At 46.3% G+C, this 14,851-nt stretch carries 10 protein-coding genes; all 10 read right to left on the reverse strand.

From position 1 onward, the window contains the following. Positions 1 to 49: 49 nt before the first annotated feature. Complete coding sequence (locus AACQ17_RS09125) at positions 50 to 1,462, reverse strand: phosphoglucomutase/phosphomannomutase family protein (RefSeq protein ID WP_013857648.1); 1,413 nt, start codon at positions 1,460 to 1,462, stop codon at positions 50 to 52. Positions 1,463 to 1,524: 62 nt separating this feature from the next. Then, positions 1,525 to 3,930 (reverse strand): GH36-type glycosyl hydrolase domain-containing protein, encoded by a 2,406-nt coding sequence (locus tag AACQ17_RS09130; protein ID WP_094147072.1) that lies wholly within the window; start codon positions 3,928 to 3,930, stop codon positions 1,525 to 1,527. 93 nt (positions 3,931 to 4,023) lie between these two features. Continuing rightward, positions 4,024 to 5,937, reverse strand: coding sequence for a beta-N-acetylhexosaminidase (locus AACQ17_RS09135; protein ID WP_088731752.1), 1,914 nt, complete (start codon positions 5,935 to 5,937; stop codon positions 4,024 to 4,026). Positions 5,938 to 5,946: 9 nt separating this feature from the next. Next, entirely contained in the window at positions 5,947 to 6,822 is an 876-nt protein-coding gene (locus AACQ17_RS09140; protein WP_013857645.1) for an N-acetylglucosamine kinase, read from the reverse strand. Further along, on the reverse strand, positions 6,819 to 8,546 hold the full coding sequence (locus tag AACQ17_RS09145) for a glycoside hydrolase family 9 protein (protein WP_094147071.1): 1,728 nt from the start codon (positions 8,544 to 8,546) through the stop codon (positions 6,819 to 6,821). Before AACQ17_RS09145 ends, AACQ17_RS09140 begins: the two co-directional genes overlap by 4 nt. A 147-nt stretch (positions 8,547 to 8,693) precedes the next feature. Beyond that, positions 8,694 to 9,686 carry an ABC transporter ATP-binding protein gene (locus tag AACQ17_RS09150; RefSeq protein WP_013857643.1) on the reverse strand — a complete coding sequence of 331 codons (993 nt, stop codon included), beginning with the start codon at positions 9,684 to 9,686 and terminating at the stop codon, positions 8,694 to 8,696. Positions 9,687 to 9,723: 37 nt separating this feature from the next. Next, the gene (locus AACQ17_RS09155; RefSeq protein WP_013857642.1) at positions 9,724 to 10,707 is read right to left on the reverse strand and encodes an ABC transporter ATP-binding protein; all 984 of its coding nucleotides are present in this window, start codon (positions 10,705 to 10,707) and stop codon (positions 9,724 to 9,726) included. 2 nt (positions 10,708 to 10,709) lie between these two features. Then, a complete protein-coding gene (locus AACQ17_RS09160) occupies positions 10,710 to 11,735 on the reverse strand; it encodes an ABC transporter permease (RefSeq protein WP_013857641.1) in 1,026 nt (341 codons plus the stop codon). A 2-nt stretch (positions 11,736 to 11,737) separates the two neighbouring features. After that, positions 11,738 to 12,724 carry an ABC transporter permease gene (locus tag AACQ17_RS09165; RefSeq protein WP_013857640.1) on the reverse strand — a complete coding sequence of 329 codons (987 nt, stop codon included), beginning with the start codon at positions 12,722 to 12,724 and terminating at the stop codon, positions 11,738 to 11,740. A gap of 166 nt (positions 12,725 to 12,890) precedes the next feature. Further along, positions 12,891 to 14,561: an ABC transporter substrate-binding protein gene (locus AACQ17_RS09170; RefSeq protein WP_013857639.1), complete on the reverse strand. Its 1,671-nt coding sequence runs from the start codon at positions 14,559 to 14,561 to the stop codon at positions 12,891 to 12,893. Positions 14,562 to 14,851 lie beyond the last annotated feature (290 nt).

Below are 14,851 nucleotides of genomic sequence, written 5' to 3' on the forward strand. Positions count from 1 at the left end.
CATACTGTGCGGGTATAGCGACTCAAATTTGAGTCGAAGTGGGTAAAAGCTATAACGATAGAAAATCTTTCACCTGTTGAAGAACACGTTCTGCAGTGTCTTTATCCGCCATTTCAGCAAAAATGCGTAGCAATGGTTCAGTGCCAGAGAAACGAGCAATAACCCAGCCGCCGTTTTTAAAGTAGACTTTGGCTCCGTCTTCGTAACTGACTTTCTCAATCTCATACTCAAATTGAGGCAACTGTTTCTCAACGTAGATTTTGTTATACAACGACTCTTTTTGTGCGGCTTTAAATTTGCAGTCACCTTCTGCGGTGTAGGCGTAACCGTATTTCGCGTAAATTTCCCCCAGTAATTCGGAGAGTTTTTTACCTGTCACGCTGATCATTTCAACCAACAAACTCGATGCAAAAACCCCATCTTTACCTTTGATGTGTCCACGAATGGTTAAACCGCCGGAGCTCTCACCACCAATCAGTGAATCATCTGCTTCCATTTGTGAGCTGATGTGTTTAAAGCCAACGGGGACTTCAAAACTTTTCTCATCGTGGTCAGCGGCAATTTTATCCAGCAGGTGTGTGGTGGCGATATTACGCACCACGGATCCTTTCCAACCCTTATATTCAAGCAGGTAGTAGTAAAGCAGGATCAGTACTTCATTAGGATGGATGAAGTTGCCTTTCTCATCAATAATACCAAGTCGGTCTGCATCGCCGTCGGTACCTATCCCAATATCGTAACCTTCTGCGGCCACTAAATGTTTGAGACGATAAAGAGTCGCTGCATTAGGGGAAGGCATTAAACCGCCAAAATCGGGGTTTTTGCCATCATTGATCACATCCACATCGCAGCGGCCATTGATCAGAACCGTCTGCAATGCATTTTTCGCGACGCCAAACATAGGGTCAATCAACACACGCAGGTTGGCTTTTTTGATCGCTTCAATATCGATAAAGTTGATGATTGAATCGACAAACTCATTCATTGGATTGATGATGACAATCGATTTATCTTGCAGCGCTTGTTCAAATTCGACGTGTTTTACATCGGCAAGCGTCAGTGAAGCGATTTGTTGTTCAATCTTTTGCGTGATCACTTCATCAGCGTCTCGTCCACCTTCAATGAACACTTTGATGCCGTTGTAGTCCGCAGGGTTGTGGGATGCCGTAATACACGCCGAATAGGCGCAATTCATTTCTTTGGCCTTGAACATCACAATAGGGGTAGGAACAAACTTATCGATAAAACTTACCACCACGCCATTCGCTGCTAAGACTTGCGCAAACCAACGTGCGGCTTTGTCAGAAAGAAAGCGGCGGTCGTAGCCGATAACGAACCCGTTGTTAGCCACATTTTCGTGGTTAATGATGTTGGCAAGTGATTGAGCCACTAGACAGACGTTGTCTTTGGTAAACTCTTCACCAATAAAGGCGCGCCAGCCACCTGTACCAAATTTGATCATAATAAAATCCTTGTGGGACGAATGTTGAGCCTCAGCTCCTTCGCGCTGAGGCCCAAATCGCGTTAACCGAGAATAACCACTACATCGTTGACACTGCCTTGTGCCATGACAGGAATCACGCCTTCTACTGCTTCGCCATTCACTGTGATTGTTTTCACCCCTTTACTGACGGAGTTCGGGTTTTGCACTGTGATGTTGTAAGTCGCGCCGCGCCATTGGCGAGTTACTTCAAAACCAGGCCAATTGGTAGGAATGCATGGGTCAACGACTAGGCCATCAAAACCTACACGAACACCCAAAATGAAATTGGTGACGGCAAAGTAGGCCCAACCAGACGTACCTGTTAACCATGGATGGTTTGCACGGCCGTGATCTTGGTGATCTCGTCCCATAATGAACTGCACGTATGAGTAAGGTTCGGCAACGCGCTTTTCAATGATGTCGTTTTGGTTATAAGGGTTTAATGCGTCGTAGAACTTCATGGCTCGATCACCACGGCCAAGCTTCGTTTCTGCAACCCATGCCCAAGGGTTTGGATGTGAGAAAATAGCGCCATTTTCTTTAACTCCTTGATAAACACGAGTAACGAAACCGATGTCATCATTAGGGGTTGAGAAGGAAGGTGCGTTCAGATGTAAGCCGTATTCGGAGAATAGATTCTCATCAACGGCATCCATCGCTTTTTCACCACGCTCTTGCGACACAGCGCCCGATAAGACGGCGAGTGTGTTTGATTCAAGATGAACTCGACCTTCAGTTTGCTGAGCGGTTCCTATCTTGTCGCCATTTTTCGTCAGGCCACGGATATACCAGCCACCTTCTTCATCCCAAAGGTGAGTTTCACAAGCTTCACGTACGTTCGCCGCCATTTCGGTATATTTCGCAACATCCTCTGCATTGTCACGGTATTTTGCAAGGTCGATAAACTCTTGCAGCGCCCAAAAGTGAAGGAAAGAAACCATAGAGGATTCGCCACCACCTAAGTTCAAGCAGTCGTTCCAGTCAGCGCGTAAGCCTTTGCAGATACCTGTTTGCCCCACGTATTCTGCCGAGAAGTTAAGCGCCGCCTTCATGTGTTCGTAAACCGTTGCATTGCCACCATCGGCGTAAGGGATCACTTCATCAAAGAAGGATGTTTCACCCGTTTCCATCACGTATTTACAGATGGTTGGAACGAGCCAGAGATGATCGTCAGAACACGTATCTTCAATGCCGTGGATCTTATCTTCATCACTTGGTGTTGGTACAACGGTTGGCGATTTTGATGGTTTGACATCCACTTTTTCTGGATCAAACCAGTCAGGATCAAATAGGTGTAGGCCATAGCCCGCTTTGACTTGACCACGAAGCAGATCAACCAAGCGTTTACGGGTCATCTTCGGGTTTGCGTGCGGTACTGAAATGGCATCTTGCGCCGTATCACGGTAACCAAGGCCAGTACGACCGCCCACTTCAATGAAAGAGGCAAAGCGAGACCACACCACACACGTTTCCGCTTGATAAAGCGTCCAAGTGTTGATCATGGTATCAAGGCCTTCATTCGGTGATTTTACTTGGAATTTCGCACAACGTTCATCCCAATGCGCTTTGATCCCAGCAAAAGCGGCATCGACATTAGCCAAGTCTTGGTACTTAGCACGCAAACGCGCGCCATTGCCTTTACCAATTCCCAAAATATAAGCAAAGCGAACTTCTTCACCCGGTTGGATCACAAATTGTTTGTGCAGCGAACCGCAATGGTTGTAGCAGGTTTGCGCGCTGTTCGAGCAGTGACCACGTTCTACTGCAATGGGATTGGCTTCGTCACGATACAAGCCGAGGAAGGTATCGCGTTGTCCATCATAAGAATCTGGATCAAACGTCGAGGCTAAGTAGTAAAAGCCTTCGAAATCATTGGTGTTGTAGTAAAGATCGTACTCAATCACACCCGCGTGATAAGCGGTACCTGCAGAGTAAAGCGACATCTGATGGTTTTGGTTATCGGATTGAATGTGACTAAAAGAGAATTCAACAAACGAAAAAGCGCTGATAGTGCGAGTCTCAGTGGAATCGTTTTTAATGACGACATCCCAAATTTCAGCATCTTCGCCTTTCGGTACAAAGAGAGTTTTAGTGGCAGTAATGCCGCTGTATTCACATTTGAATTTGGAGTAAGAGAGGCCGTGGCGGACTTCATACTTCGCTTCTTCTAAGCTTTTTGCTACGGGTTGCCAAGAAATAGACCAATAGTCGCCAGTTGCATCGTCACGTAAGTAAACATAGTGCCCGGGGCGATCAAAAGAAGCGTTCGGGCGAAATTTGGTAACACGGTTATATTCTGGTGAATTGTAAAAAGAGTAACCGCCCGCGTTATGAGAGATCACGGTGCAGAATTTTTCTGTCCCTAAGTAGTTGGTCCAAGGCGCTGGAACGTCAGGGCGTGTGATGACATATTCACGATTGTCGTTATCGAAATAGCCGTATTTCATTGTCATTTCCTTTTAAACAAACTGCGTCTTTTGCAGCCAAAAATTATGCTAGTGAAAACCAAGGAGAGGTAATGCCGACTCCAAGTGTTGTGTTTATTTCCATGGTGCTCGGTAACGGATGCCTTGCTTGTCCAACATAGGCAGATGTCCTTTGAGCCGTGACAGATAATCTTGCCAATCACGATGCACTTTATGAGTCCATCCTGCTTCGGCGAGTGCAGTTAATCGTGGGTAAATCATGTATTCCATACGCTGTGGGTTATTGATTAATTCACACCATAAAGCGCACTGAATACCGAGAATTCGCTTACGGAGTGGATCGTTTTCGGGCACTTCGGCTAAGGGTTCATAGCGATAGGCTTTTTCTAATGGGGTGACACCAGCCCAGTCAACGCCCGGTTCTTCTGGCGCATAATCTTGAGCAATATCCAGATACGTGTACTGACCGGGTTGTAAAATCACATCAAACCCCTGTTTCGCGCAGTTCAATGCCGCCGCTTCAGAAAGCCAAGAGTAGATAACAGTATCTTTACTGACCTTATTGCCATGATGCGCTTCTTCCCAGCCGACCATGCGTTTGCCAAGCGTACGCAGTTTTTGTTCGGCATAACGTAGTAAGTGTCCTTGTAATTCTTTGGCCTCGGTATAGCCATTATCAGCCATCAGTTGTTGACATTTAGGGCTGTTAATCCAGACCCCATCGGGCACTTCGTCGGCACCAATATGGATAAAGGGGGATGGAAATAGCTCAGAGACTTCTTGCAAGACGATATCTAAGAACTCATACGTACCTTCAAGGGCGGGGGAGAGGACGTTATCGTTATAATATTGAATGCTGCGATAGTGTGATTGATCCTCTTTATCGGCCAGCAGATGAGGCAGAGATTTGATCGCGGCGCGGCAATGTCCGGGAACATCAATTTCAGGGATCACTGTGATACCACGCTCTTGAGCGTATGCGATAACCTCTTTGATCTCTTGTTGTGTATAGAAACCACCGTGGCGCTGCGTTAACAAGCTGTATTGAGGTTCGAGCACTTCATCAACCCCTCGCCATGCACCGATGTCGGTGAGTTGTGGCAGTGCTTTAATTTCGATACGCCATCCTTCGTCATCGGTCAAATGCCAATGGAACGTATTGAATTTGTAATGCGCTAATTGGTTAATAAGCCGCTTAACTGTCTCGATTCCATGAAAATGGCGCGCACAGTCGAGCATCATGCCTCGGTACTTAAAGCGTGGCGCATCACTGATTTTGACGCAGGGGACTAACCACGATTGATCTTGAACTTGAATCAACTGCAACAGGGTCGCGCTAGCATACATAAAGCCTTGATGACCACTCGCCTCTAAGCGAATGCCGGTACGATCGACGTTGAGTTGATACGCGCCCTCGTCAAAGGTCGGGTTAGTGCGGTAGATAATATCAGCGCTGCCAATGGGTTTGGGCTGAAAATCAAATATACGGTTGAGTTCCTGTTGTAACCAAGTCGCAGCTTGCTCAGCGCATGTGGATTGCAAGGTAATCTGGCTCGAAGTCGTTAAGGTGCAATGCCCTGTGCCGGATTCAATCTTGTTTGGTAATGGAATGAGGCTGAGGCTCGCGGCTTCTGTTGTGGGTATTTCACTGCGCTCACGATAAGGCGAGGCGAGAGCAATCGGAGTTACGATCACATCATGACGTTCGATCGGTTGCTCACCATTGCATTGAACAAAAGCGTGCTTTACGCCATCAGTGTAAAAATGGAAAGGGGCGGTTTTGATGCTAAATTCACAGTAAAAATGTGAGTTTGCAGCAAGCACGGTCATATCTGGCGTTAATGAGCAGAAACTGCCTATTTGCACTACGTTGCCATGGGTGATGCTGTCTGGCTGAATGAAGCGATCAATCACAAAATGTAACGACCAGTCTTTTAGGTCTTGATCGCTTAAGTTATGGAACGTTAAACCAAAACGGCAAAATTGCTTCTGTTCTGAGAGTACCGCAAAGTCAATTCGATAGCTCATAGTGATTCCTTAATACAAATTATGCTCGGCTTTGCCGGCAAACATAATCGCGCCTTCGATAGCGTCGAATTGAGGTTGAACAATCCACTGCTGTACCGGTGGAGAAAGCCAATACAAGATACGCTCTGCAATGCTACCCATGAGGCAGATCCGCTTGGCTCCTTTGTTATGAAGAGCGACAAGAAACATTTCGATGTCTGCCGCAGTTTGTTTGAGAAGCTCGATCGCCAGCGCATCACCTTGTTGCGCTAGAGAAAAAATAACGGGAGAGAACTGGCCATAGTCTCGTGGGAGTGCGTTTTTTGACCATTCGACAATCTGATCAACATCGTGGTTAAAATGTTGCATCACATGAGCGCTTAATAATGAAGGCTCGCCGATGCCATCTGCAATGAGCAGCACGCGCTGGATTAGGCGTAAACCCATGATGGCACCACTGCCTTGATCGGATATGGGAAACTCTCGTCCACCCACCACATGCTGCTGCCCGGCGTGTAAAAATAGGCCACAAGAGCCCGTTCCCGCGATCATAATTGCGCCATCGTCGCCATTATGAGCACCAATACACGCACCGTAAGCATCTGTGTTGAGCGTTAGTGAAGCAAAAGGATGTGTCTGAGACATAAACGCATGCCATGCGGATTTTTGTTCTGCGCCAGCCAGAGCAAGACCCACGTGCATCTGAGCAAAATTCTCTTTCGTCAGCCCGCTTTGGTGCGCCGCTTGAGTAATTGCATCAATGATCGTCTGCATGGCAAGTTCCACACCCAATAAAATATTGGCGCTACCGCTTTTCGCTTCACCTAACAGCGCGCCTTGCTCGTTGCGGATGCGTGCGCGACATGATGTGCCGCCTCCATCAATACCGACATAATAAAAGGTCATGATTGCCTCTCTAAGTCTGGTGTTGAGAAGTGGCAAAACTGGGTTGTGATGGCCAGCAGATACCAAGCACCATGAGGAATCCATTGCTCAGCCCAACGCCAGTTTTGCAGCATGTCATCCTTCTGTTTCGCTGGGTTAAAAGCGATATCTTCTTCATCTTCAAAACCGCCTGTAATGCCATTACACACTCCCCCTTTGGCGTTAAAAAAGCCTAAATGGGGTAGGTAGTCTGGATTGTTGCGACCGTGCCCATCGAGCATGCACATATCGTATGGATTTAATCCGACAATCCAGTTCAATGCATTTTGTGCAAAGGTGGTTAAAGGGGCGTGCAGATCTGCGTTGACGAAGGCTTGGGCGCGATAAGCCATACACGCGAGCGATCCTAAACGCGCATTTTCGCCTTGCCACCAGTAGCCGGATTCATTGTCGTGAGCGACAAAAAATGCGCAGCGTTTGTCGCCATTCACAGGTTTTACATATTGGCGTGGGTAGCCAAATGGGTTACTGACTTGATGAGTGATAGTGAGCTCAAAGCGGCAAGCATTCTCAATCACTTGAACGACCGATTGTTTGCGGTGTTCTTCTGTTTCAATCTCGAGATATTCGCACAGTGCAATCACTGGTAGTCCAGCTTCGGCGGCGTGATAATAAGGACGAGTGGCATCACTATTGGCTGCCCAATAATGAGCGATGTTAGCGTCGCTGTGTTGATAAGCGCATAACCTTTGTGCCCAAAGACGACACTCAACCAGATAATTTGCTTGATGAGTTGAGCGGTAGAGCTCAACCGATGCAAGCAGAGCGCAATAGGCATCAATGATGTTCTCTTCGCCATCGTCGAGATAGCGCGTGTTATTTTCTTTTAAATGCCAGTAACCATGCTCTGCCGCTGTTAAATAGTGTTCTGAGGTGAAATCACCGTGAACATCTAAACGTGCTGCCACCGCAAGAGCGGCAATCGCAACACCGCCCCCTTGACGAAATCCGGCTTGATAATCGTCAGACTTGTGGCCTGATTGAGTGGTATAGGCGCAGATCTCTCGCTGCTTAATGTCCTTGCTCCATTTGTCAAAGACCGTTGTATAAAAGAACCCCTCGGAGTTTTGCATGCGGATCAGAAAATCAGCACCAAATAACGCCTCTTCCTTAAGGCGAGTGCGAGAAAATGCAGCAAAACTCGAGTGGTGTTCTAGTTGTACCAATCCCTTTAACATATTCCAAACCACCATTGGGGTTTGTTGAGGGTTTAAATAATTGGCGTAAGAAAGGTGACTCAGATACTTACTGACGTCACCGGAAGCGTCGTACCAGCCACCGTGTACATCGGCAGTGGTTGATGTACCAAGCAGTGGTACGAGCTTATCTTGCTGGTCGAAAATGCCACCACAACGTTGTGATTTGAAGTAGTGCAATACATCAGAAAACGTTTTTTTCATCAGTATCCCTTCACCAATTTCAAAAATAGGGGAGTGGGTATTTTCAAAACGCAGGTAATACTGTCCTGAAGTGGTGTATTGAGAAAAGTCGATCGTATAAAAGCTACCTAAATGCCAATGTGCGACTTTAGCTTGTGGTTCAACAACGAAAGTCGACACCGTTTGATGGCTGTTTGCACAAACAAGCAGGGCGATATCGGAAGAAACACGGAGCGTGTTACTCATTAGTATCGCCTGTTTGGGCCCTTGTGGCTCATAACCAATATGGTTAATCAGTAGCAGCATTAAACATCTCCAAGCCAGATCTTTGATTTCTCGCCAGCACTTAACCAGTTGAGGCATGTGCTGACTTTGTTTTATAGGTTTACCTAAGGCATTGAAACCGATGAGGTTATGTCAGCGGCTTCAATACCTTAAGGTGTGCGTTAGTGATTATTCAAATAAGTAACAACGAACAAAGTGGTTATCAGACAACTGAGTCACCGCTGGAAGTTGTTCACGACATTTGTCACTCGCCTGCATGCATCGACCAGCAAAAGGACAGCCTGTTGATACCGGGGTCCAAAGTGGAATTTCGCCTTTGTTCCCTTTGAGCTTCTCGTGTATCGATTTACTAGGATCGGGCACTGCGGAAACCAATAGTTGAGTATATGGGTGCTGAGGATCGTGAATGATCTCTTCAGTATCGCCCCATTCCACCATATGTCCGACGTACATGACGGCTAAGTCTTCGGCGATGTAGCGTGCGGTGGCGATGTCGTGCGTGATATAAAGCAGCGACATCTGCTTTTCAAACTTCATCTCTTCCATCAGGTTGAGAACACCCGCACGAATCGACACATCCAACATGGAGGTTGGTTCATCAGCCAGTACCACTTCGGCACCAACCGCGATATTACGCGCTAAGTTGACACGTTGACGCTGTCCACCAGACAACTGGTGCGGATATTTCGCGGCTGTTTCTTTTGGTGGAATAAGGCCGACTTGTTCCAGTAAATCGTGAACGCGTTCTTCTAACTCTCTCTTATTACCTGACGTCACTTTTTTATGGATAAGCAGTGGACGAGCAATATGATGAAAAATGGTATGAGTTGGGTTGAGTGAGCCAAACGGATCTTGCCATACCATCTGGACGCCTTCGCGATAGTGCATCAGGTCACTGCGTGAAGTGATGTCTAAAATATCGCGTCCTTTGTATTCAATTACACCGGATGTTGGGGCGTACATTTTGGCAATCATTTTAGCGGTCGTTGATTTGCCAGAGCCTGATTCACCCACGACAGCCAAGCCGCGGCTTTTGAACATTTTGAACGATACGTCGTTGATCGCTCGCATCATAGGTTGTTTTAGGGTGTTACTGTTGATTGGAAAATCTTTAACTAGATTTTTCCCCTCAACCAGTAATTCACCGAAATTTTTGCTCATAATTGTCTCCAGAAATTTTTGTAATACAGCTTGTGCTCTACAGTTTCACTTGAGCAATTGGGTCACCGTAAAGGTGGCAACTGGAGAAGCGTCCAAGCTCTATTTGGCGCAAACTCGTTGGAATTTTGGTGCAAGCTTCATGTACGCGATCGCAACGAGCTTGGAAACGACAACCTTGAGGTATATCCAATAAGTTCAACGGGTTACCTGGTATTCCAGTTAACTTCGTTTTAGGGCCTGTCAGTGGAGGGAAAGAACTACCCAGTCCTTTGGTGTAAGGATGGAAAGGGCTTTCCAGAATCTGTTTAGAAGGAGCCACTTCAATTAATTCACCGGAATACATGATGCCAATCCGATCGGAGAACTCGACCATCAAGGACAAATCATGGGTGATGAACAAGATAGAGAAGCCAAACTCTTCTTTCAGCGCATAGATTTTTTGCAATATTTCACGCTGGACAACCACATCAAGTGCCGTAGTAGGCTCATCCATAATGATCATTTTAGGATTGAGCGCGAGAGCAATTGCAATCACCAAGCGTTGACGCATACCCCCAGAGAATTGGTGTGGGTAATCGTTTAAGCGACTTGGGTGAATATCGACAATTTCTAACAAACCTTCAGCGCGGCGTTTAGCTTGTTCACGAGTCATGTTGGTATGGCGCATGATCACGTCACAAAATTGCTCTTCCATCGTCAATACTGGGTTCAAAGCGTTCATCGCACTTTGAAACACCATCGACATTTGGCTCCAGCGAAAGGATTGCATGCGTTCATCGCTGTATTTAATGATATTTTCACCATTAAAAATCACTTCTCCGCCAGTAATAAACGCGGGCGGCTTATGCAGACGCATCAGTGAAAATGCGATAGTTGATTTACCACAGCCAGATTCACCAGCAAGGCCAAATACTTCGCCAGGTGCAATGTCAAAACTGACGTTGCTGCATGCTCGAACATCACCGGCGTCGGTGATGTAGTCAACGCATAGGTTACGGATTGAAATAAGTGGGTTTGTCATGATTATTTATCTCCGCTCCAAAGTGCATTTTGTGGTGGCAGGTCAGGCTGACGCTCTTTCTTGTCTTGCTCTGCGAGTTTTTTCCAACGCTTCATTCCTTTGTGTGAACGCAGTTGTGGGTTGGCAATTTCATCGACCGCAAAGTTCAGTAAAGCCAAACCAGTAACGAGTAGAGTCAAAGCAATGCAAGGAGCAAGCAGTTCCCACCAAGCGCCAATCAGCATAGAAGAGGACGTTTGAACGTTGTACAACATGATGCCCCAACTGATAGTGTTTGGATCGCCAAGACCAAGGAAGGAGATAGTGGCTTCCATCATGATGGCGTACATCACTGAACCGATGAAGCTAGCGCCAACGATGGAGATGAGGTTAGGTAGAATCTCAACGAAAATGATGCGCCATGATGATTCACCCAAGACTTCCGCCGCTCTGACAAATTCTTTTTCACGCAGTGCGAGGGTTTGTGAGCGTACGACCCTAGCGCCCCAAGCCCAGGAGGTGCAGCCAATGATGAGTGCAATGGTTAATGGGCCGGCCTCTCCAATAAATGCCGCGACCACGAATAAAAGAGGATATTGCGGTATCACCAGCATGATATTCATAGCGGCGGTTAGAATGTCATCGACCTTACCGCCAAAGTAACCGGCAGAAACACCAATCACAGTCGCAAGAAAACAGACGGTCATTCCTGCGCCAAAACCCACGGCGAGTGAGACTCGTGCGCCATATACCACTTGTGACCAAACATCGCGTCCCATACGAGAGGTGCCTAGCACATGATCTTCACCTTTTGAGAGCAGTAAGGTGCGGCGGTCAGTCGCCAAGTTTTCAGCAATCCAGCCATTCGGATCTGCTTTAGCGGCTTTGACGACGAACGATGGGTACTCGTGTGGATTTCCGGTACGTTTATCTGGCGCATGTTTGGTGATCAGTGGCGCAGCAAGGGCGATGAATAAAAATAGGCCCAAAATAATGACACCGACCATGGCAACGGTATTGCCGCGAATGAGTTTAATGAGATCTTTCATGATTATTTACCTCCCTTGCGTAGGCGAGGGTCTAGTACGACATAAAGCATGTCCGCCAACAGGTTAAAGAACAGCATAAAGAGCGTCATAATCAGTAGCTGCCCTTGCAGAACTTGGTAATCACGAGCGTTGATCGCATTAAATAAAACGGTACCAAGGCCAGGATAGTTAAAGATAATTTCAATGATGAGCTGACCACCGATAGCCATACCCAAAGACATTGATAGAGCGGTGACACTTGGCAATAAAGCATTACGAGCGGCGTACTGGAAAACCACACGGTTTTCGCTGAGCCCTTTCCCTTTCGCCATCGTGATGTAGTCTTCAGCGAGCAGGTTAATCATGTTGTTACGCATGTTGACGAGAAACCCACCGATTTGTACTAGAGACGCACAGACAAGAGGCAAGAAAGCGTGGTAAGCCACATCTTTAATGAATGTCCAACTTGTCCAATCTGGCATCGTACCAGCAGTGTAGGCATAACCCGTAGGGAACCATTGCAAGCCGATAGCAAAAGTAAACATAGCGATCATCGCAATAACCACTTGCGGAACGGCTTGTATAACCAACATCCCTGGGGTAATAAACGTATCGTAACGACTGCCTCGTTTCCATGCGGCAAAAATGCCCAGTAGAGAACCGATTGAGAACGAGATCACAACCGCAGTACCCGCTAGAAATAACGACCAACCAAATGCACTACCCAGTAATTCATTGACACTTAACGGATAGAACTTAATCGACGTGCCTAATTCCCAACTTAGAATGCTTTTTAAATAGGTCAAATACTGTACGGGTAACGGACCATCAACGAAACCGAGAAGCTGTTTCATCGCTTCGATTCGTTCTGGCGTTACTTGCGTTGTTGCGTTTGCGAACATCATGGTCACTGGGTCTCCAGGCATGGCTCGCGGAATAATGAAGTTCAATGTTGCTGCAACCAGCAACGCGATAAAATAAAATGACAAACGTCTTAAAAAATAACCCATAACTCACACCTTACTCACCCAGTTTTATCCTGTACCTGGTTTCAGGTCGCTCCTAGCGAAATTTAGAGCGAAAAATCCCCTAACGACGAGCGTTATACATTTGCTAGGTATTTAGGGGATTTTATTTAGCGGCGCACGAAGTACGCCGCAAGGAATGAACTTCTACTTACTTAACTGGTTTTAGGTCCAGTACGTGTAATAGACGCTCAGGGATACCAGCCCAAATGTTTGGACGACCCTTAGGATTTTCTTCGTTCCACCAGCCGCTAAAGCGTGCTGTGTTGTATTGGTACATGTAAGCACCTGACATTACAGGGATGGTCACTTGGTTTTCAGCAATGATTTTCTGAATTCCGTGAGCGATTTCTAGCTGCTCATTTTTATCCGCTGTTTTGTAGAAGCTGTCTAGCAAAGTATCTAGCTTGTCGTTTTTGTAGAAGTGCATAGCAAAACGAGGCATACCTTCACCTTTCTGTAGTGCAGAGTTGTATGCACTGTTCCAGTATAGATGTGGATCTGCACCGTGGAAGTAGTTGGTGTAAGCGACGTCATAAGTACCTTCAAGCATTGCTTGGTTATAAACCGCAAACTCTGGAGTACGAGCACGTGCTTTGATGCCTACTTCGGCAAGCTGTTCAACGGCAAGTTGTACTGTGTTGTTGAAGTCAGTCCAGCCATTTGGTGATTGAACAAGTAGCTCAAAAGATTTACCTGATGGAGTATCAACAAAACCGTCTTTGTTCACGTCTTTGAAGCCCGCTTTAGCAAGCAGTTTTTTCGCGCCTTCAACGTTGTACGTGTTGTAGCCTTTGTACTTATTGTGGATGTTTTCATCAGACCAAGCTTGGAATGCATAACCTAAGCCTGAAGCGAAGTCATTAACGGTACCGCCGCCATAGAAAGCGATATCGATAATAGTTTGACGGTCAAGAGCCATAGAGAATGCGCGACGGAAATCAACGTTGCTTAGCGCTTCATTTTTTACTGCATCTGGGTTTTTGAAGTTAACCATAAATGCTTGTGTGCCTGATGGCGGATACCAGTAGTGGTGGCTAGGGCTTGCAGCGGCATAAGTACGGTCAATATCTGGAACGAATGAAGAGGTCCAATCGAGTTCAGAGTTAACAATTTTACCTAGCAATTGGTCATTGTTTGCAATTTGAGGTACACGCAAACAGTCAACCTCAAGGTTTGCAGCATCCCAGTAATTCGGGTTACGACATTGGATGTATAGCTGTGGAGTGAAGGTGTCGATTTCAGTAAACGGACCAGTACCTACAGGGTTTTCGTTGGTGAAAGTCGCTGGATCTTTCACATCTTTCCATACATGCTCAGCAACGATAGGAACTAACGAGATTTCATAAGGTACGTTTGAGTTAGCTTCACTTAAACGGAAACGGATTTGGTAGTCGTTCAGTTTTTCTACGCTCGTTACCCACTTGTTGATACCGCGTTGGTCGAGTTCAGGTTTATTTTTCAATAAGCCATAAGAGAACACGACATCATCCGCTGTAAATGCTTGACCATCTGACCATTTAACACCTTTACGGATATCAAAAGTAACACTCATTAGGTCATCAGACATTTTAAAGCCTTCAGCCAAACGCATAACGGGTGTATTACCATGCATTTCGTTGAAGATGACCAGTGGTTCATAGATGAAATCAGTGGTCGTACGTAGGTTTGTTGCTAGATACGGGTTAAAGTTACGTACCATTGTAGGGTAGAAATCAGGTACGATCGTTAGCTCACTGCGTGCGGCTGCTGGAGCTGAAAGGCTCGCTGCGGCGGCGATTACTGCAGCGGCTAGCGCTGTTTTTTTAATATTGGCAAGCATAGCTGTTCCTTACTATTTGCTTTCATTTCACTAATGGATATGAATGTCATCAATTGATAAACACTCTCCAAGGCCTACCTCATTGCGTGTTAACAAACCGGAGGAGTTGGTCAACATGAGTGGCCTGTAGACCTTTGGCAGGAGTAAGAAGACACCTTGGAGAGAAAATTATCAATTTGAATTCCCGTTAAAAACGTCAATTTGTAGAAAGTGATCGTTATAAACGTCAATTTACCATCTTTGGTTTGATTTTTACTCTCATTTAGGTCAGTGATCTGCCTCTCATACTC

The sequence above is a fragment of the Vibrio sp. V10_P2A27P122 genome, assembly GCF_963874335.1.
GTDB classification, from domain to species: domain Bacteria; phylum Pseudomonadota; class Gammaproteobacteria; order Enterobacterales; family Vibrionaceae; genus Vibrio; species Vibrio anguillarum.